This window comes from Tistlia consotensis USBA 355 (assembly GCF_900177295.1).
Classification (GTDB): domain Bacteria; phylum Pseudomonadota; class Alphaproteobacteria; order Kiloniellales; family DSM-21159; genus Tistlia; species Tistlia consotensis.
Genome location: NZ_FWZX01000008.1, coordinates 1 through 16,450, shown reverse-complemented (window position 1 = coordinate 16,450; position 16,450 = coordinate 1). Strand labels below are relative to the sequence as shown.

Genomic DNA, 16,450 nt, shown 5'->3' with positions numbered 1-16,450 from the left:
GCAATGTGAGCGGCGCGCCCGCGCGGGCGTTCGAAAGACCGGTCTGCCAGGCAGACCGGGTAATTTTCTTTCCGATGAAGATCCGGCGATTCGGGCGCCCGCCGGCGCCCGGTGCGCGAGACCGCCTCGCCCTAGGCCAGGCGCCCGGCCAGGGCGTCCTCGAACAGCCGGCGCACCGGCGCGGCCTCCAGCGGCACCGGGTTGGTCGGCGCGGTCGGGTCGTCGAGCGCCATGGCGACGATCTCGTCGGTCCGGGAGTCGTCGACGCCGATCTCGGCCAGGCTGTGCGGGATGCCGAGCTCCTCGCGGAAGCGCAGCACCCAGTCGAGGAAGGCCGGGAAGCCCGGCGTCCCGAGGCCGAGCCAGGCAGCCAGCCGCTGCATCTTCGCCTCGATGGCGGTGCGGTTGAACTGCAGCACATAGGGCATGAAGACGGCGTTGGTCAGGCCGTGGTGGGTGTCGTAGAGCGCGCCGACCGGGTGCGACAGCGAATGGATCGCGCCCAGGCCCTTCTGGAAGGCGGTCGAGCCCATCGACGCGGCGGCCAGCATGTAGGCGCGCGCCTCGACGTCCTGGCCCTCATGGACGGCGCGCGGCAGCCAGTCCTTGATCAGCCGCATGCCCTCGACGGCGATGCCCTCGCAGAGCGGCTGGAAGCCCGGCGCGCAATAGGCCTCCAGGCAGTGCGCCAGGGCGTCCATGCCGGTCGCCGCGGTCAGCTTGGCCGGCAGCCCGACGGTCAGCTCGGGATCGGAGATCACCAGGCCCGGCAGCATCTTCGGATGGAAGACGATCTTCTTGATGTGGTCGCGCTCGTCCAGGATGACGCCGACGCGGCCGGTCTCCGAGCCCGTGCCGGCGGTCGTCGGCACCGCCAGGATCGGCGCGATCGCCTCGGGATCGGCGAGCTTCCAGTTCGTGCCGCGGTCCTCGAACTCCGACCAGTGCCGGCTCTGGCGGGCCACGAAGGCGATGGTCTTGCCGGCATCGAGGGCCGAGCCGCCGCCGAAGGCGATGACGCCGTCGTGCCCGCCGGCCTTGAAGGCGGCGATGCCGGCCTCGACGTTGGCGCCGGTCGGGTTGCCCTTGACCTCGGAGAAGAGCGCGACGCCCAGGCCGTCGGCGCGGCACAGCTCCAGCGCCTCGGCGATCATCGGCAGCGCCGCGAGGCCGGGATCGGTGACCAGCAGCGGCCGCGCCATGCCGAGCGAGCGGCAGCCCGCCGGCAGGCTGGCGATACGGCCCGGGCCGAACAGCACCTGGGTCGGGAAGTTCCAGTTCGACTTCAGATCGGCGGCGTCGCCCATGGCGGTGGTCCTGTTGTTCGGGGTCTCGGTGATCGCGCTTCTAGCGGTCGCGTAGATCGCTTTCCAGCGCCATTTCGCGCTCAGAGGCCAGTCCACCGGGGCGTGAACCCGAACCGCTTCATGGTGAGCCTGTCGAACCATGAAGCGAATTGAGAGTGGCTGTCACCTGTCAGGCCGCGTCCCAGGCCGGCGCCCAGGAGGGATCGACCAGGCGTTGCCGCTGCCGCCCGAGGCCGGCGATCGCGGCCATCTCGCCCGGCTCGAGCACGAAGTCGAAGATCGCGATGTTGGCCGCGGCATGCGGCCGGCTGCCGGCTTTCGGGATCGCCGCCACGTTGCGCTGCTGGACCAGCCAGCGCAGCGCGACCTGCTCGGGCGTCTTGCCGTGGCGCTCGGCGATGCCGCGGATCGTCGGCTCGGCCGCGACCCGGCCGCGCGCCAGCGGCGCATAGGCGGTCAGCACCATGTCGCACGCAGCCAGCGCGTCGCGCAGGTCGTCCTGGCTGAGCAAGGGGTGGTACTCGACCTGGTCGGTCAGCAGCTCGAAGCCGGCAGCGCTCGCCTCGGCGACCTGCGCCACGGTGAAGTTCGAGACGCCGAGGTGGCGCAGCCGGCCGGCCTGGCGCTGCTCCTCCATCGCCGCCAGGGTCTCGAGGTGGGAGACCGTCTGGCTCGGCCAGTGGATCAGCAGCAGGTCGAGGTAGTCGGTGCCGAGCCGCTCCAGGGATTCGGCGAGGGCGCCGGGCACCCGCTCGGGCGCCAGGTCGTCGGGCCACAGCTTGCTGGTGATCCAGAGCGCGTCGCGGGCCAGGCCGGCATCGCGCAGCCCCTGCCCGACCGCGGCCTCGTTGCCGTAGGACTGCGCCGTATCGATGTGGCGGTAGCCGAGCTCCAGGGCGACGGGGATCATCTGCCGGCAGTTGTCGCCGCGCAGGTCCCAGGTGCCGAAGCCGAGCGCCGGCAGCCGGGCGCCCCTGGTCCTGATCTCGATCATCGGCGGCTCCTTCCCGCGCGTCGCTCCATCGGATCGGGACCCTAGCAGGTGGCTCCCGCCGTTGCGAAGAAGCCGCGGGCGAAGTCGGCGAACAGCAGGGCGCGGCGGGTCGGCCGGGCCGCGGCGACGCGGGCCAGGACCAGGGCGAGGCCCGGCGGCGGGTCGGCGAGCGGCCGCTGCACCAGCCGGCTGCCGTCGTAGGCCCGGTCGGTGGCCGGCCGGACGTTCAGCAGGGCATAGCCGAAGCCGCTGCCGACCAGCGCCCGCAGCAGCTCGTAGGAGGCGGTGCGCCGGGCGACCCGCGGCTCCAGGCCGCGCGCCAGGAAGAGCGAGCGGAAGTACTCGCGGCTGTGCGGCAGGTCGAGCAGGACCATCGGCCGTTCGGCCAGCTCGGCGAGATCCAGGCTGTCCCGGGCCGCCAGCGGGTCGCCGGCGGCGAGCAGCACGTAGGGCGGCAGCTCGGCCAGCCGCTCGGCCTCGAGCCGCCGGTCGAGGTCGAGGTCGTAGAGCAGCGCCAGCTCCAGCACGCCGGACAGCAGGTCGGCCTGCAGCCCGTCCAGCGAGCCCTCGCGGAAGTCCAGCTCGATGCCCGGCTGCGTCGCCTGGAAGGCCTTGGCGAGGCGCGGCAGGTGGACCGGCGCCAGGGTCGAGAAGCAGCCGAGCGTCAGGCTGCCGCTGCTGCCCTCGCCCAGGCTGCGCGCCGCGCCGCCGACCTCCTCGGCGTGCTCGAGCAGGCCGCGCGCGCGGGCCAGGAAGGCACGGCCGGCCTCGGTCGGCGCCAGGCCCTGGGCCGGCTGGCGCAGGAAGAAGCTGGTGCCGGCCTCGCGCTCCAGCTGGGCGACGGCCGCCGAGATCGCCGGCTGGGAGATCGCCAGGCGCTGGGCCGCCGCAGCGATGCTGCCGGCCTCGGCGACGGCGCAGAGGTAGCGGAGCTGGCGCAGGGTGAAGTTCATCAGTTTTTCCGATGATATTCCTAGGTAAATGATATTTTACTGAAGATGGCGGGGGAAGCTAGCCTTCGGATCGGTTCTAATTCGCGTTCGCTTCCGACCGGATCCGACTGGGGGAGAGCCCGACCATGACGACCTGCGACGAGACCGCCCGCAGCGCCTTCCTGGCCGCGATGGCCCGCGCCGCCACCGCCGTCGCGGCGGTCGCGACCGACGGCCCCGCCGGCCGCCGCGGCACGACCGTCTCGGCGCTCTCCTCGGTCTCGGCCGAGCCGCCGCTGCTGCTGGTCTGCCTGCACCGGCTCAGCCCGACCTGCGCGGCGATCGAGGGCAACGGGCGCTTCACGGTGAACCTGCTGTCCGAAAGCCAGTCGGCGATCTCCGACGTCTTCGCCGGCCGCGGCCTCGCCCAGGGCGAGGACAAGTTTGCGACCGGCGACTGGCGGCTCGGCGCCGACGGCGCCCTGCGCCTGGCCGGCGCCGCCGCGACCTTCCACTGCGCGCTGGAGGCGGCCCACGCCCACGGCACGCACCGCGTCTTCGTCGGCCAGGTGCTGGAGAGCGCGCCGGGCGCCGAGCGGCCCCTGCTCTACCAGGAGCGCGCCTACCGCCGCCTGGCGCCCTGCGCGCCCGCGCCGGTCTGACCTCAATCCCCTCACCAGGAGAGCCTTTGCCATGATCCGTACCGGCGAGGAGTACCGCCAGTCGATCCGCGACGACCGCGAGGTCTGGATCGACGGCGAGCGCGTCAAGGACGTGACCGCGCATCCCTCGTTCAAGCCGATCGTCGACGTCCGCGCACGGATCTACGACCTCGCCCACGAGCCGGCCACGGCCGGCGTCATGTCCTACGTCGACCCGGGGACCAACGAGCCCAACGCGATCGGCCTGAAGCTGCCCGAGAGCCAGCAGGACTGGTGGGACAAGCGCAAGGCGGTCGACACCGTGCTGAACGACATCGGCGGCGTGGTCATCCGGGTCGGCGACGAGACGGTCGGCGAGATGTGGTCGCTCTACGACGGCCAGGACGTGCTCAACGAGGTCGACCCGCAGTTCGCCCGCCACATCGAGGCGCACATCAAGAAGGCCCTGCACGGCGACCCCTTCCACGTCTCGGCCAACACCGATCCCAAGGGCGACCGCTCGAAGCGGCCGCAGGACCAGGACCCGGACATGCTGCTGCATCTGGTCAAGGAGACCGATGCCGGCATCGTCGTGCGCGGCGCCAAGTACGAGACCGCGGCGGCCTACGCCAACCAGGCCTTCGTCAAGCCGACGATCGCCAACTGGGGCGACGCCGAGCTGTCGGACTACGCCCTCGGCTTCATCTGCGACATGGGCGCGCCGGGCATCAGGCACATCTGCCGCACCGGCTTCGCCGGGCGCCGGCCGGCCACGGACTATCCCCTGGCCAACCGCTTCGACGAGGTCGACACGCTGGTCATCTTCGACGACGTGCTGATCCCCTGGGAGAACGTCCTCTTCTACCGCCACACCAGGGCGGCGACCTTCATCCGCGGCACGCTGCACCGCTACTCGGCCTTCCCCTTCGTGCAGCGCATCGAGAAGATCGCCGACATGCTGATCGGCGCGGCGCTGTTCAACGTGCGCCAGACCGGCCTCGACAAGCAGCAGGCGGTGCAGGAGAAGCTGGCGCAGCTGGCCTGCTACCGCGAGACGATCAACGCGCACCTGACCGCCTCGATCGCGCTGGCCGAGAAGAGCCCGGCGGGCCTGCTGATGCCCAACCAGTCGCTGCTCTACACCGGCCGCGTCCAGGCCTGCTCGAAGCTGCCGGAGATGATCCATATCGCCCGCGAGCTCTGCGGCGGCCAGATCTGCGTGACCCCGGACTCGGCGACCTTCGACGCCCCCGGGATCGCCCACTGGCTGGCCAAGTACTACAGCGTCAACGAGGACTGGGTCGCCGAGGACCGGCGCCGGCTGCTGGCCTTCGCCCGCGACCTGATCAACAGCGACTACGCCGGCCACCGCCTGACCTTCGAGCTCTTCGCCCAGTCGCCGCCCTTCGCGCACCTGGCCGCGGTCTACCGCAACTTCGACTTCTCCGGCCCGCTCGACTTCGTGCGCAAGGCGGCCGGGCTGTCGGAGAAGGTGATGGGGAAGAAGAAGCCGCATTGAGGCGGGCCTTGCGCTCGTGACACCCCTCACCCTCCCGCTTCGCGGGCCCCTCCCTCTCCCCCAAGGGGCGAGTGTAGCGCGACACTGAATCTTGGAGTCATTGACGTTAGAATTCATAGCACGCGCGGGTGGGGATCGAAGGTGGTTTGAGCTGTCTTCGAAGATGGCTGGGGCGCTGCGTCAGTTGGTGACGCCGGCGACAGGAGCCCGGGGGAGGCCCGACCAGAATCCCTCTTGAGCCAGGCGCGGGGCCTTCTCGCCCGAGATCATGGCCGACCCGTCACGACCGCCGTCGACGATGACATCCCGGTCGGTTACGACCGCGCCGGATAGGACGAGGGGCGTTGACAGAGAGCCGACGACGTCGGTCCTGCAGGAGGCCGCCGGTAGGCCCGCTACCAGGATGCCCTCGGCCGTGCACTTCACGAAGCCGCCGACTTCGACGCTCCCTGTCCGGCATGGCTTCTGCCGGCAGGTCAGGAGATCGTCGAGCGCGGCGCGGGCGAAGAGCGCGGCGGCCGTCGCCTCCGGGGCCGGCACCATGACACCCCAGAGGCGGAGTCGGATGACGCGGCGGTCGGCAGCGTCGGCGAAGAACTCCTTGTCCCCGTTCGCGCCGGGTGCCACGGCCAGCGTCACCCCGTCGAGCGCGACGGCCCAGCCGTGGACGATGGACGCGGCCGGCAACAGGCCGTCGGCCGGCAGGTCGGCCGGCTTGAGCACCCTCAGAGGGTCGCCCTCGCCCGCGGCAGCCGCCTGGGCCGCGATGAGAAGCACGGTGACCGCCACAGCGATGATGATCGAACGCATTGCTACCTCCGCATCGGGGTGTGATTGGCGATGGGCCCGAGGCCGGCGGGCTAGCTGCTGAGGCAGATCTCCACCCGACCGCGGCAGACTGTGCAGCGGAGGCGCCGCTTCATTTCCAGGAGCTGCAGTTGCCTGCCCCGCCTCGCGGCGATCGCCGCGAGATCGAGCGGCCGGCCGGTGCCGCAGCCGAAGCAGAAGCCGTGGACCGTGTAGCCCTCGGTCAGCAGCTCGCCGATCGTGTAGGAGCTCGCCATGGATCCTAGGCTGCTCGCGCGCCGCCTGGACGGTCAAGCCTCCAGCCGGCGCCGGCCGGCGAGCAGCTCGCTCCAGGCGATGAACTCCTCGATCGAGAGGTCCAGGTCGTAGCGGCGCCAGGATTCGCGGCGCTCGAGCGTTCGGCCCTGCGCCAGCAGCTTGGCCCAGCGGACCTGGACGCGCAGGTGGCCGGAGGTCGTCAGCGAACCCTCGAGGCGCTCCAGGTCATAGCCGGCGCGGCGGTGAACCTCGGCGACCTGGCCGAGCCCGAGGCGGGCGAGCAGGCCCGCGGCTTCCTTGGCCCGCCAGTGCCGCTTGGCGACGACGCCGGCGGGGTCGAGCAGGGCCGGCGCAGTCACAGCGCCGGCACACCAAAGGCCAGCGCGGCCAGCGCGGTCAGGCCCGCCCCCCAGGCGAGGCCGGTCAGGAAGACCGCCCAGTCGTGAGCGCTGTCGGGGATGCCGAACGGGCGGCCGTCGGGGCGCCTGCGCGCCTTCATGCAGCGGATCATCAAGCTTCTCCAGGCCAGCCTGTGGTGACGTCGATCGCATCGACCGCGGCCTGGTCGGCGGCGGCCTTGGCGGCTTCGCAGGCCTTCTCGAACCCCTGCTGGACGCCCAGGACCGCGCCGACCGCCAACGACCAGGCAGTGTCCTTGGCGAGAACCAGGTCGACCATGTCGGCGAGCGTCGCGATGTCCGGCCTGGCGGCGGCAAGCTGCACCAGCATCGGGCAGGAGGCCTCGTTCTCCTGTGCCGTCGCGTTCGGATCGTAGGCCTGCGCCTCGGAAAGCTGCTTGGCGAAGGTGAGCCGCTCCTGCTCGCTGTAGTCGATGACGATGGCGTCCATCTTGGCAGCGCCGATCCGGCGGGCTGTCGCTGCCTTGGCGTCCGCCTGCTCCGCGAGCGGGATCGCCTCGGTCACCGCGACCTTGGTCACCTGGACGTCGGCAACCTGGTAGTCGGTGCCGATCCCCCGATAGCCCGACGGAACCGACAGGTCGACGACCAGGGGCCGCAGGGTCGGCAGGCCGCCGATGTGCTTGATCTCGTCAGGCTGCAGGGCCCGGCCGAACACGACCTCCCGTATCGGCTGGCCGGGCAGGATCTCTGCATAGGTGGGCATGGTGCGTTCCTAGCTGCTCGGGCTCGAGGCGGCATCCGCCAGGCTGCCGGACACGAGCGTGAAGTCGGGGCTGGGCGCCCCCTTGTTGTCCAGGAAGCCGCTGGCAGGCCCCGCGAGGTAGAGCCTCGGCGCCGACCCCGTCGGCAGCTGGCCGTTGGCGCCGAGGTTGACCGGCTTGCCCCCCGACGAGCGGAACTTGGCGAGGTTCGCGGCCGTCGAGGGCGGCAGCCAGGAGAAGTCGAGCCAGAAGTCGGCGATGTCGGCATGGAGCTTGGCACCGCCGACGACCGTCGAAGAGCCGAGCAGGAAGTCCCCGCGGTCGAAGGCGATCGTGCCGTCGGAGCCTACGGACGGGGGGTTCCTGGCCACGCTATTGACGTAGCACTCGGCCGTAGATCCGGGATCGACCGCCATCATCACGTGCTGCCAGCCTGCGGCGACCGTGAAGCCGGTATAGGCGGCGACCTGGTTGAAGATGATCGTGCCCCCAGGCGTCGCCATGGTCAGGGTCAGCGCGTTCGTCGAGTCCCGGTAGAGGTGGAAGAACGAGCCGCCGGAGGTGTAGAGCAGCGCCTGGTCTGTGCTGTCCGCCGACAGCATCTTCAGCCAGAAGGAAATGGTAAAGTAGGCGGGATTGGTTCCGAAGCCGCCGCTGATCGACGCCCAGGCGTTGTCGATCGTGACCGCGTTCGCGAAGTAGCTCGCGCGGCGGCCGGCCAGGCGATAGGGCCGCATCAGGCGTCGCTTTCCTTGCTGACGGGGATCGTCACGATGATCGCGTAGAGGCGCATCTTGTCGGCGGCCGTGTCGGTGCCGTCGGCGGCGTCTCGCTTGACCTGGACGAAGAGCTCCTCGCCGCCCGCCGGCGTGCCGGCCGGCGTCACGGTCAGGCGGCCGGTCGACTTCTGCGCCCCGGCGGTCGCGCCGACGGCGACGGTCGTCGTCGCGGCATCGCCCCAGCCGGACGGGCTCTCCCCTGCGCCGACGGCCTCAGCGCGCACGTCGACCTTGACGTTGCCGCTGCCGTTCGACGCGAGCAGCGCTTCGACCAGGATGTCGCCGCCGGTATAGCTCTTCGGCAGGGTCAGCTGGGCCTGGGCATGGTTGGCCGTCGAGGCCGAGAAGAGCAGGAACTCGAGGGTCGCGACAGTCGAGGCGGCACTGTCGTTGGTCAGGCTCTCGCAGCCGCCGTTAGGGCTCGGCAGGATGCTGGCGACGGGAATCGAGATCGAGTGCATGCGCGAGCCGGGCAGCACCTCGAGGACCTCCGAGACCGAGCCGCCGAGATAGCGCACGCGGGCGCGATCGCCCGGTGCCAACGGCAGGTCCTTCTCGCCCGGGCAGAGGATCGCGGCGGCGTTGTGGGTCAACGTGAGGGCGGTATCGCCTGCCTCGATCAGCATCTCCGCACCGACCACGGGTGCCGTCCCCAGGCTGCCGATCGTGCCGCCGGCATTGATGCGCGCCCGATCGCTGGCGATCTTGTAGACCTCGGTCGTCGCAGCCGCGTCGGTGTCGATCCAGTCGAAGCCGTTGAAGTGCTCGCTCAGCGGCGTCGAGAAGATGATGCCAGGGCTGCCGTTCCAGGCGATCCAGCTGCCGGTGTCGCTGAAGATCAGCCGTACCTTCTCCAGGCGGTTCGGCCCGCTCTGCAGCCGCCCGACGAAGCCCTCGATGTGGCTCCAGGCGTTCACGTCGTCGACCTCGACGCACATGATCGGGAAGCCGACATAGGCCGCCTGGACGATCTGGCGGTAGCCCTCGACGATGTCGACCAGCGAGGCGTCGGTCTGGGCGCCGTTGGCGTCGGTCTGATTGCGGGCGTTGTCGAGCACGAAGACGGTCATCGGTGGCTCCTCAGACGAGCTGCTCGATCTCGACGGGGATGTCCCAGGCGAGCGGCAGGTTCCGGGTGAAGGCGGGGTCGCTGGCGAAGCGGCAGACCGCAGTCTCGGTCGCGGCCGCGGCCGGCTCCTTGCAGAAGACGAAGCGCCCGCGTTGGCCCTGCTGGCGGTGGAGATCGCGGAACCAGTCCCGGGTGTCCTCCGGCATCTGGTCGAGCTGCAGGCTCCAGGAGCGCCAGCCGGGCCGATAGTCCGGATGCAGCGTCCCGCTGGCCGCGCGCATCGAGAGGTCGCTGGGGTCGACCCGCTTCTCGACAGCGCCGAAGGAGTAGTTGTCCGGCGGCTGCCACCAGGTGCCGGCGATCGCCGTGGCGACCTCGTAGCGATCGGCGCCGGTCAGGCCGAGCTTGATCGTGAGATAGCGGGCCGCGTACTCGGCATCGAGCAGCTCGAGGTGCGTGGCGTAGCCCTCGACCAGGTCCGCCGCGACCGTCCGGTCGAGCAGTGCGCCGGCGCCGGCCGCTCCGCCGTCCGGGTCGAGGCGGAAGCGGAAGGTCCCGCCGGTCGGCAGCGGCCATTCCCCGCGATAGAGCTCGACCAGGATGGCGGAGATCGCCACGTCGGCGCCGAAGTCGATCGTCAGCTCGGCCAGCGGGTCGGTCGTCGCCCAGCGGTAGGCCGGGACGCGATTGGCGACGTTGGCGGGCGCATAGTCGCTGCCGACCCAGCTGGTCGCCGTGATCGACCTGGCCGAGGCGACCCGGTCGTCGCCGATGAAGAGGGCGCGGGTGAGGTTGGCGGTCACTTCTCGATCGGCCTCGCGATGCGCAGGAGGATGGCGGCGGCGCTGCCGGTCAGCTGCTCGCCGACGACGAGGAACCTGCGGCCGGAGTAGCGGCCGAGGTCGGGGTGCTCGACGGCGATGCAGCGGCCGAGCTTGGCTTCGAAGCCGCGCCGGCCGGCGAGGATCCACCAGGAGCGCCACCAGCGGCTCCACAGCGTGCCGCGGGTCTGGGCCAGCGAGAGCGCATCGGCCTGGCTGTCGAAGAGGCCGGCGATCGCGGCGGCGTCGAAGGCCTGGGGATGGCGGCTCGCGATGGTGTCGAAGGTCGGCTGGACCTGGCGCAGCGCCTGGCGCGCGAAGGTCTTCCGAACATCGGTCGCGCCGGTCGCGATCTGGTTCTCCGACAGCGGCGTGTAGCAGCGCGCGTAGGTGACGGTCTGGCTCTTGCGCGGCGCGTAGTACCGGTCGCGCTTGGCGGTCGCGACGTCCGAGCTGGTCAAGGTCAGGTGCGCGGTCAGCGTGTCCGGGTCGTAGAGCCGGCCGGCGACGATCAGGGAGCGCCGATCGGTGCCCCACCAGGCGTCGCCGGCGGCGGTGATCCGGTCGAGCAGGTCGGCAGTCGACAGTCGCTCGTCGCTGGAGACGTAGAGGCCGGACTCGCCGCCGCCCCAGTCGATCTCGAGCCAGCTCGCGCTGTCGCGCGCGGTCTCGCCGTAGCCGGCGTCGTCGAGCGCGCTCAGCGCCATGCCGGAAAGGGTCGTCGCGCCGCAGCGGATGTCGAGCGTCAGGGCGTTGAAGACCTGACCGCCCGGCCGGACCCAACCCTCGGCGAGACAGGTGCCGATCTCGCCGGCCTCGATGTCCGCGCCGCTGCCGGCGACTCCGCGCGTCGCCGCCTTCAAGGCGGCATAGCTCGGCCAGTCGCCGGCGACGTCCAGCGCCTTGGCGCCGTCGTAGGCGCCGAGCAGCTCGAAGGCGCGGTCGGCGGCGCGGCGCATGTCGCTCGCCGAATCCTCGACCGGCGGCGAGACGAAGCGCACGGTCCCCTTGGCGAGCGGCAGGGGCTTGTCCTTGAGGTCGTCGCCGCCCTCGCCATCGCCGGTGCCGGCGAAGGTGAGCGGCTGGGCGACCTGGTCGAGGCCGAGGGTCGCGTCGCGGAACTCCAGGAGGGCGCGCGCGCCGCCGGTGACCGGGCTCTCGATCAGCACGCGGCCGACCTCGGCGAAGTCCTCGAGGTCGCCGTCCCAGGGCCCGAAGAGGAACGACAGCTCGCGGCCGTCGATGTTGTAGGCGGCGAGCAGCGCATCGAGCGTGCGGTCGCCGTCGCCGAGCTCGAGCTCGCCGAAGGACTCGCGCAGGCGCCGGGAATCCTCGGGGGTCAGCGGCAGCTCGCGGGTCAGCTTCGGCCCGGTCGCCATGAGCCCGTCCCAGAACCCGTTGGGCAGGCGGCCGTCGCCCGGCCGCATCGACTTGTGCAGCGTCGCCCAGCGGAAGGTCCTGCTGAGCGCCTGACCGACACCGGCGACGACCGGCTCGCCCAGGCCCGACTCGCCGAGGCCGGCGACCAGGCCGCCGTCCCCGCCGCCGGCGCGGACCCCGGTGACCTGGGCGAGATAGACCGCGATCGCGCCGGGATCTCGGAGCATCCGCAGGTAGCGGTCGGGCAGGTCGGCGCGCAGCGCCGGGCTGCCGAGCGGCAGCTCGCCCAGGCCGGCGATCGCGGAGCCGCCGGTCACTGGCTGCCCCCCGCGGCCTTGGCGGCCGCTTTCATTTCGCGCCCGGTCAGACGGGTCGCGGACTCCAGATCGCTCGCCTGGCGCCTGGCATCCTCGCCGCGGCCTCGAACCTCGTCGATCAGCACGACCATCTGCGCGGTGTTCCGGTCGACCGCCTTGGTCAGGGCCTTGATGTCGGCGTCGGCCGCCGCCGCCTGGCTGATGCCGGCAGCGAAGATCTGCGAGGTCTGCTGGGCCGAGAAGTAGCGGGCCGGGCCCGTGTTCTCCAGCTCCGCGCCGCGCTCGCCGACGATGCGGAGTCCGCCCGGGTGGTCGCCGCCCTCGGCATAACCCGACACCTTGAAGCCGCGCTGCTCCCAGTCCCCGGCGTCCTTCGCGATACCGGCGTGGTCGAGGCCGCCGCTCGCGTCCAGCTCGCCGGCGACGCGCGACCAGGCGTCGGCGTCGGCCTGGGTCGGACTGCCGTGGCGCAGCTTCTGCAGCAGGTCGGAATAGGTCTGCTGCAGGGCGTCGCGGTTGCTGTGTGCCGTCTCGCGCTCGATCGCCTGCTGGGCCGATGCCAGGCTGGACACCAGGCCGCCGGCCAGGGCGGGATTGAGCCCGGCGGCGGCCAGCAAGGACGAGAGCGCGCCGGTGTCGACCTGGGGGTTCTGCAGCTGGTCGAGGATCTGCTGCAGGACGTCGAGCTGCTGGTGCGCGACGTCGATCTGTGGCTCGAGCTCGACGCCCAGGCCGTTCGCCAGATCCTGGGCGAGCTTGAAGTCTGCCTGATAGGCCGGCGTGCTCGCGTTGACGTCCTTCGAGGCCTGCAGGAACGACTGGACATCAGCCTGGACGTTGCCGAGCGCGGTGACGTCGCCTCCGGCCGCGTCGGCGATGGTCTGCTTGAGAACTTTCAGCGCCTCGTCGCGGCGCTCCTGGTCGGCGAGCGGCGACAGTTCCTTGTTCGTCAAGAGGCTGTCGAAGATCCGGCCGAGCGAGTCGCGGAACTGCTCGGCTGCATCGATGAACTGCTGCAGCGGCGAGACCATGTCCTGGACCGCCGTCTGGATCCGCCGCCTGGCGGTCTCGTAGGCGGCGAGCGCCTGGTCGAGCTGCGTCCCGTACTGCAGGGCCCGCAGCTGCTGCTCGCTGAAGGACTGGACCGCCTGGAGGCGCTTCAGGCCGTAGAGCCGCTCGACCGCCTCCAGGTCGGCACCGACCGCTGCGGCGTCGTGCAGGGTTTGGACGAAGGCATCCTGCAGGCTGGCGAGTGAGGCGGAGCCCGAGTTGGTGATCTCCAGGATCTGGCGCTGGATGCTCGCCTCGAAGTCGGTCCGGAGCTGCTCGAGCTGGGCGGCTTCGGCTTCGCGGATATGCTGAAGGCGCTGCTCCGACAGGCCGAGCTTCTCGGCCTGATCCGTGAGCGCCTGGTAGCGGTCGGTCAGCTCCGTGACCTGCCGTTCCAGGTCGGTCTGCGCCTTGAAGTACGTCGGCAGGGCATCGATCGTGGCGATCGTCTGCAGGCCCTGCAGAGCGTCGTCCAGGCTGCCGGCGCCAGCGACGACCTTGGCCATGTCGCCGTCGAGGTCGCCATAGCGCTCGGTGAGGCGCTTCAGCGAATCGAGCTGCGCCTCGGTCGCGTCGGTGTAGCGCCGGGTCTCGTCGGCGATCGTGACCAGGATCTCGCCGCTCTTCTCGTTGATCTTGACGTTCGCGTCGACGGGCGGCAGCGCCTTGCCGGCCGCCGTGCCGACCTGGTCGAGCGCCTGGGCGAGCTGCTTGAGGAAGTTGACGCTGTTGGCGACGTGGCCGTCGTTGTCCGCGCCGGCGTCGGTGATCCCGGCAAGGCCGCCGTAGAGCGTACCGGTGGCGGCCGAGTTCGGGCCGACTGTCGGATGGTGGTTGCCGAAGAAGCCGCCGATGATGCTGCCGGCGATCGGGACGAGCGGCGCGATCGGCGCCGCCGGCGTGAACATGAGCCCGGCGGCGACCAGGTTGGACACGCCCTGGGCGTAGTTGCCGCTCTGGAAGCCCTGGAATGCACCCAAGCCGAATCCGGCCGCGCCGAAGGCCTGGCCGAAGGACAGGCCGGAAGCGGCACCCGGCGTCGCCTGGGCGGCGGTCGCCGCCGCCGTCGCACCGCCGCTCGAGCCGGTCACGGTTCCCGGCAGAGTGCCAGCGCCGCCGAGCGGACCGCTCGCGGCGAGCGCCGCCGACTGCCCGACTCCGGTTCCGGCGATCGTCGGGCCGGCGCCGCCGAAGGCCGAGAGGTCGTTGGCCGCCGACGAGTGTCCGGTCAGCCCGAGCCAGTCGCCGATCTTGGTGAGCGAGAGATTGCCGAGCCCGCCGGTGCCCGTGCCGCCGATCGCCTCGGTCAGCGGCTTGCTGGCGGCGCCGGCGAGCTGGCGCAGCGGCGCGTCGATGATCGCCGAGTACCAGGCCGACTTGAAGGCCTTGGTAAGCGCGTCGGTGATGTTCCCCAGGTCGACGTCGCCGGTGCCGTCTTCCCAGGCCTGGCGGATCGAGTCCGAGAGGCTGTCGACGAACTGCTTCTGCTGGTCGAGCAGCACGCCCTTGGCGGCGATCTCCCGGTTGAGCGCGATCAGCTGCTGCGCCTCGGCGGAGCTGAGATCGACGCCGCGCTTCTTGAGGTCCAGCTCGGTGCGCAGCTGCGCCAGGATCGTCTCGCGCTCGATCGAGGTGGCGCCGACCAGGTCGCGCTCGGCCTCGAGGACCCGCAAGTTGTCGTTGGCGGCCCGGATGTCCTCGACCAGGCCCTTCTGGATGGTCAGGCGGGCGTTCTGCTCGGCGATCCGGCCGGCCTGGTCGATCAGGTCGCGCGAGCGCTGGTCATCGGCGCTGCCAATCTCGCGGACGATCTCGAGGCGCTGCTGCTCGCGGGCGATCACGCCGGCGGACACGACCGGGTCGGCGCCGAGCAGGGAGAACTGGCGCTGCAGGATGGTCAGGCTGTCCTGGCCGCCGGCCAGCTTCTCGGCGAGCTTGACCTGGTACTCGACCAGGTCGTTCTGCCGGGCGAGCGTCCCGGCCTGCTCGACCAGCTTCCTGGCGCGGGCGTCGTCGAGCGGGATGCCCTGGCGCTCCAGCTCCTGGCGCTGCTGCAGGCGGGCGAGCTCGACGTCGCGCTCGACCTTCGAGGCGCCGATCAGCTCGAGGCGGCGCTGCAGCAGCTCGCCGTCGTCCTCGGCCTGGCGGACCTGCCGGACCAGGCCGGTCTGCTGCTCGAGCAGGACGTTGCCCTCGGCCAGGCGCCGGGCGCGCTCGACCTCGGCTTCCTGCTCGGCGGTCAGCGCTCCCTGCTGCTGCTTCTGCAGCTCGAGGCGCTTCTGCAGGGCGGCGATCTCGCCGGCAGCCTTCGCGGGGTCGGCGCCGACGAGGCTCAGCTTGCGCTGGAGGAGGCGCTCCTCGTCGCTGGCGAACTGCGCCGCGACCGTCCCGGTATCCTGGATCTGCCGGCGCAGCTCCTTGAGAGCGTCGATTGCGCGCTGGTCTTGCGCGATCGCGTCGAAGTCGTCCCCGACCTGCTGAGCAAGCTTCGCCACCTCCGGCGAGATCTTGCTCGCCTCAGCGTTGATCTTGTTCAGCGCGTCGGCGACGGCCTTGGCGTTGTCGACCGTCTTGTGGTCGAGGAAGGCGCCGATCGCGCCGGTCAGGCTGGCCGCCTGCTCGTCGGTGACCGGCAGGTCGGCGATGATCTTCCGCGGGATGCCGAAGCGCGCGGCCATGCCCTGCTGGATCGTAAACGGTCCGGATCGCAGCGTGTCGCCGAAGCTCGACAGACGCTGCTTGAGCGCCTCCTGCTGGGCCGAGAGGTTGCTGACGATCTCCGACTCAATCGCGGTCCGGCTGCGCCCCAGCGCCCCGGACAGGTCGGTCGCGGCGAAGCCCTTCTGCGCCTTGTCCGCCAGCTGGTAGGCCTCGGCAAGGCGGATCACCGCCTGGCGCGTCTCCTCGAGGCCCCCGTCGAGGCGCCGCTGGCGGTCGGTGACCAGGCCCGTCGAATCGGCGAGGGCCTTCAGCTTGTTGTCGGTCTCGTTGGCGCTGTAGCCGATGTCGAAGATCGTCGTGATCAGGGCGCCGCCGAGCGCGACGGCCGCACCGACGACGGCGCCCCAGAGCCCGAAGCCGCCGAGCAGCTGCGGCAGCTGCTGCGACAGCGCCCGGGCCGCCGTACCCGTCCGGTGAGGACCGCGGGTCAGAGGCTTTCGTAGCGGCGGAGTTGGTGCGGGGTGGCCTTGTAGTGCTCGACCAGCTCTTTGAGACGATCCAGGCTGTCCGGCGTGAACGCGATGGTCTGCTGGTCGTCGGCGCCGTGGACCCAGAGGCAGCCGTCCTCGGGCTCCATCTCGCCGGCCACGTCCCACAGCCAGTCGAGGTCTTCGCCCAGGAGTTCGGCCACGCGCTCGATCGTCAGCACCAGGATGGGTGCCGCCATCGTCAGGCTGCCTTGGCGGCGTCCCGCAAGGCCTTCCACTCCCACGGCAGCAGCTCGTGCAGCCG

At 71.2% G+C, this 16,450-nt stretch carries 16 protein-coding genes; 2 read left to right on the top strand and 14 right to left on the bottom strand.

Annotated elements, in window-relative coordinates; genetic code table 11:
* Nucleotides 1-131: 131 nt before the first annotated feature.
* From B9O00_RS11945 to B9O00_RS11935, 3 genes are all read right to left on the bottom strand, one after another.
* Entirely contained in the window at nucleotides 132-1,403 is a 1,272-nt protein-coding gene (locus tag B9O00_RS11945) for an iron-containing alcohol dehydrogenase (RefSeq protein WP_322111194.1), read from the bottom strand.
* A 73-nt stretch (nucleotides 1,404-1,476) separates the two neighbouring features.
* Nucleotides 1,477-2,301 carry an aldo/keto reductase gene (locus B9O00_RS11940; RefSeq protein ID WP_085122910.1) on the bottom strand — a complete coding sequence of 275 codons (825 nt, stop codon included), beginning with the start codon at nucleotides 2,299-2,301 and terminating at the stop codon, nucleotides 1,477-1,479.
* Nucleotides 2,302-2,342: 41 nt separating this feature from the next.
* Nucleotides 2,343-3,254 (bottom strand): LysR substrate-binding domain-containing protein, encoded by a 912-nt coding sequence (locus B9O00_RS11935; protein WP_085122909.1) that lies wholly within the window; start codon nucleotides 3,252-3,254, stop codon nucleotides 2,343-2,345.
* A 125-nt stretch (nucleotides 3,255-3,379) separates the two neighbouring features.
* Between B9O00_RS11935 and B9O00_RS11930 the strand changes: the two genes are divergently transcribed.
* Together B9O00_RS11930 and B9O00_RS11925 are read left to right on the top strand one after the other, a co-directional pair.
* Nucleotides 3,380-3,895 carry a flavin reductase family protein gene (locus tag B9O00_RS11930; RefSeq protein WP_085122908.1) on the top strand — a complete coding sequence of 172 codons (516 nt, stop codon included), beginning with the start codon at nucleotides 3,380-3,382 and terminating at the stop codon, nucleotides 3,893-3,895.
* Nucleotides 3,896-3,926: 31 nt separating this feature from the next.
* Nucleotides 3,927-5,393, top strand: coding sequence for a 4-hydroxyphenylacetate 3-hydroxylase family protein (locus tag B9O00_RS11925; RefSeq protein ID WP_085122907.1), 1,467 nt, complete (start codon nucleotides 3,927-3,929; stop codon nucleotides 5,391-5,393).
* Between the two features lie 180 nt (nucleotides 5,394-5,573).
* Here B9O00_RS11925 and B9O00_RS11920 read toward each other — a convergent pair whose 3' ends face one another.
* From B9O00_RS11920 to B9O00_RS11875, 11 genes are all read right to left on the bottom strand, one after another.
* Nucleotides 5,574-6,203, bottom strand: a complete 630-nt coding sequence (locus B9O00_RS11920) for a hypothetical protein (protein WP_085122906.1) — start codon at nucleotides 6,201-6,203, stop codon at nucleotides 5,574-5,576.
* A gap of 50 nt (nucleotides 6,204-6,253) precedes the next feature.
* The gene (locus B9O00_RS11915) at nucleotides 6,254-6,457 is read right to left on the bottom strand and encodes a hypothetical protein (protein WP_085122905.1); all 204 of its coding nucleotides are present in this window, start codon (nucleotides 6,455-6,457) and stop codon (nucleotides 6,254-6,256) included.
* A gap of 33 nt (nucleotides 6,458-6,490) precedes the next feature.
* Nucleotides 6,491-6,817, bottom strand: a complete 327-nt coding sequence (locus B9O00_RS11910; protein WP_085122904.1) for a hypothetical protein — start codon at nucleotides 6,815-6,817, stop codon at nucleotides 6,491-6,493.
* Complete coding sequence (locus B9O00_RS33035; protein WP_159460199.1) at nucleotides 6,814-6,969, bottom strand: hypothetical protein; 156 nt, start codon at nucleotides 6,967-6,969, stop codon at nucleotides 6,814-6,816. The genes B9O00_RS11910 and B9O00_RS33035 overlap by 4 nt, the downstream gene beginning before the upstream one ends.
* Nucleotides 6,969-7,583, bottom strand: a complete 615-nt coding sequence (locus B9O00_RS11905; protein ID WP_085122903.1) for an HI_1402-related protein — start codon at nucleotides 7,581-7,583, stop codon at nucleotides 6,969-6,971. Before B9O00_RS11905 ends, B9O00_RS33035 begins: the two co-directional genes overlap by 1 nt.
* Nucleotides 7,584-7,592: 9 nt before the next feature.
* Nucleotides 7,593-8,318, bottom strand: a complete 726-nt coding sequence (locus B9O00_RS11900; protein WP_085122902.1) for a LamG-like jellyroll fold domain-containing protein — start codon at nucleotides 8,316-8,318, stop codon at nucleotides 7,593-7,595.
* Nucleotides 8,318-9,430 carry a hypothetical protein gene (locus B9O00_RS11895; protein ID WP_085122901.1) on the bottom strand — a complete coding sequence of 371 codons (1,113 nt, stop codon included), beginning with the start codon at nucleotides 9,428-9,430 and terminating at the stop codon, nucleotides 8,318-8,320. The genes B9O00_RS11900 and B9O00_RS11895 overlap by 1 nt, the downstream gene beginning before the upstream one ends.
* A gap of 10 nt (nucleotides 9,431-9,440) precedes the next feature.
* Nucleotides 9,441-10,232 (bottom strand): hypothetical protein, encoded by a 792-nt coding sequence (locus tag B9O00_RS11890; RefSeq protein ID WP_085122900.1) that lies wholly within the window; start codon nucleotides 10,230-10,232, stop codon nucleotides 9,441-9,443.
* Nucleotides 10,229-11,947 carry a hypothetical protein gene (locus B9O00_RS11885; RefSeq protein WP_085122899.1) on the bottom strand — a complete coding sequence of 573 codons (1,719 nt, stop codon included), beginning with the start codon at nucleotides 11,945-11,947 and terminating at the stop codon, nucleotides 10,229-10,231. The genes B9O00_RS11890 and B9O00_RS11885 overlap by 4 nt, the downstream gene beginning before the upstream one ends.
* Nucleotides 11,944-15,885 (bottom strand): coiled-coil domain-containing protein, encoded by a 3,942-nt coding sequence (locus B9O00_RS11880; protein WP_085122898.1) that lies wholly within the window; start codon nucleotides 15,883-15,885, stop codon nucleotides 11,944-11,946. The genes B9O00_RS11885 and B9O00_RS11880 overlap by 4 nt, the downstream gene beginning before the upstream one ends.
* Nucleotides 15,886-16,145: 260 nt before the next feature.
* Nucleotides 16,146-16,450 (bottom strand): hypothetical protein (locus B9O00_RS11875; RefSeq protein WP_235017107.1); only part of this gene is annotated, 305 nt, incomplete at its 5' end.

What these genes read in the sequence shown, in the direction of transcription:
- B9O00_RS11940 (WP_085122910.1), bottom strand. Translation starts at nt 2,301, where the DNA reads ATGATCGAGATCAGGACCAGGGGCGCCCGGCTGCCGGCGCTCGGCTTC.
- B9O00_RS11935 (WP_085122909.1), bottom strand. Translation starts at nt 3,254, where the DNA reads ATGAACTTCACCCTGCGCCAGCTCCGCTACCTCTGCGCCGTCGCCGAG.
- B9O00_RS11930 (WP_085122908.1), top strand. Translation starts at nt 3,380, where the DNA reads ATGACGACCTGCGACGAGACCGCCCGCAGCGCCTTCCTGGCCGCGATG.
- B9O00_RS11925 (WP_085122907.1), top strand. Translation starts at nt 3,927, where the DNA reads ATGATCCGTACCGGCGAGGAGTACCGCCAGTCGATCCGCGACGACCGC.
- B9O00_RS11920 (WP_085122906.1), bottom strand. Translation starts at nt 6,203, where the DNA reads ATGCGTTCGATCATCATCGCTGTGGCGGTCACCGTGCTTCTCATCGCG.
- B9O00_RS11915 (WP_085122905.1), bottom strand. Translation starts at nt 6,457, where the DNA reads ATGGCGAGCTCCTACACGATCGGCGAGCTGCTGACCGAGGGCTACACG.
- B9O00_RS33035 (WP_159460199.1), bottom strand. Translation starts at nt 6,969, where the DNA reads ATGATCCGCTGCATGAAGGCGCGCAGGCGCCCCGACGGCCGCCCGTTC.
- B9O00_RS11905 (WP_085122903.1), bottom strand. Translation starts at nt 7,583, where the DNA reads ATGCCCACCTATGCAGAGATCCTGCCCGGCCAGCCGATACGGGAGGTC.
- B9O00_RS11900 (WP_085122902.1), bottom strand. Translation starts at nt 8,318, where the DNA reads ATGCGGCCCTATCGCCTGGCCGGCCGCCGCGCGAGCTACTTCGCGAAC.
- B9O00_RS11895 (WP_085122901.1), bottom strand. Translation starts at nt 9,430, where the DNA reads ATGACCGTCTTCGTGCTCGACAACGCCCGCAATCAGACCGACGCCAAC.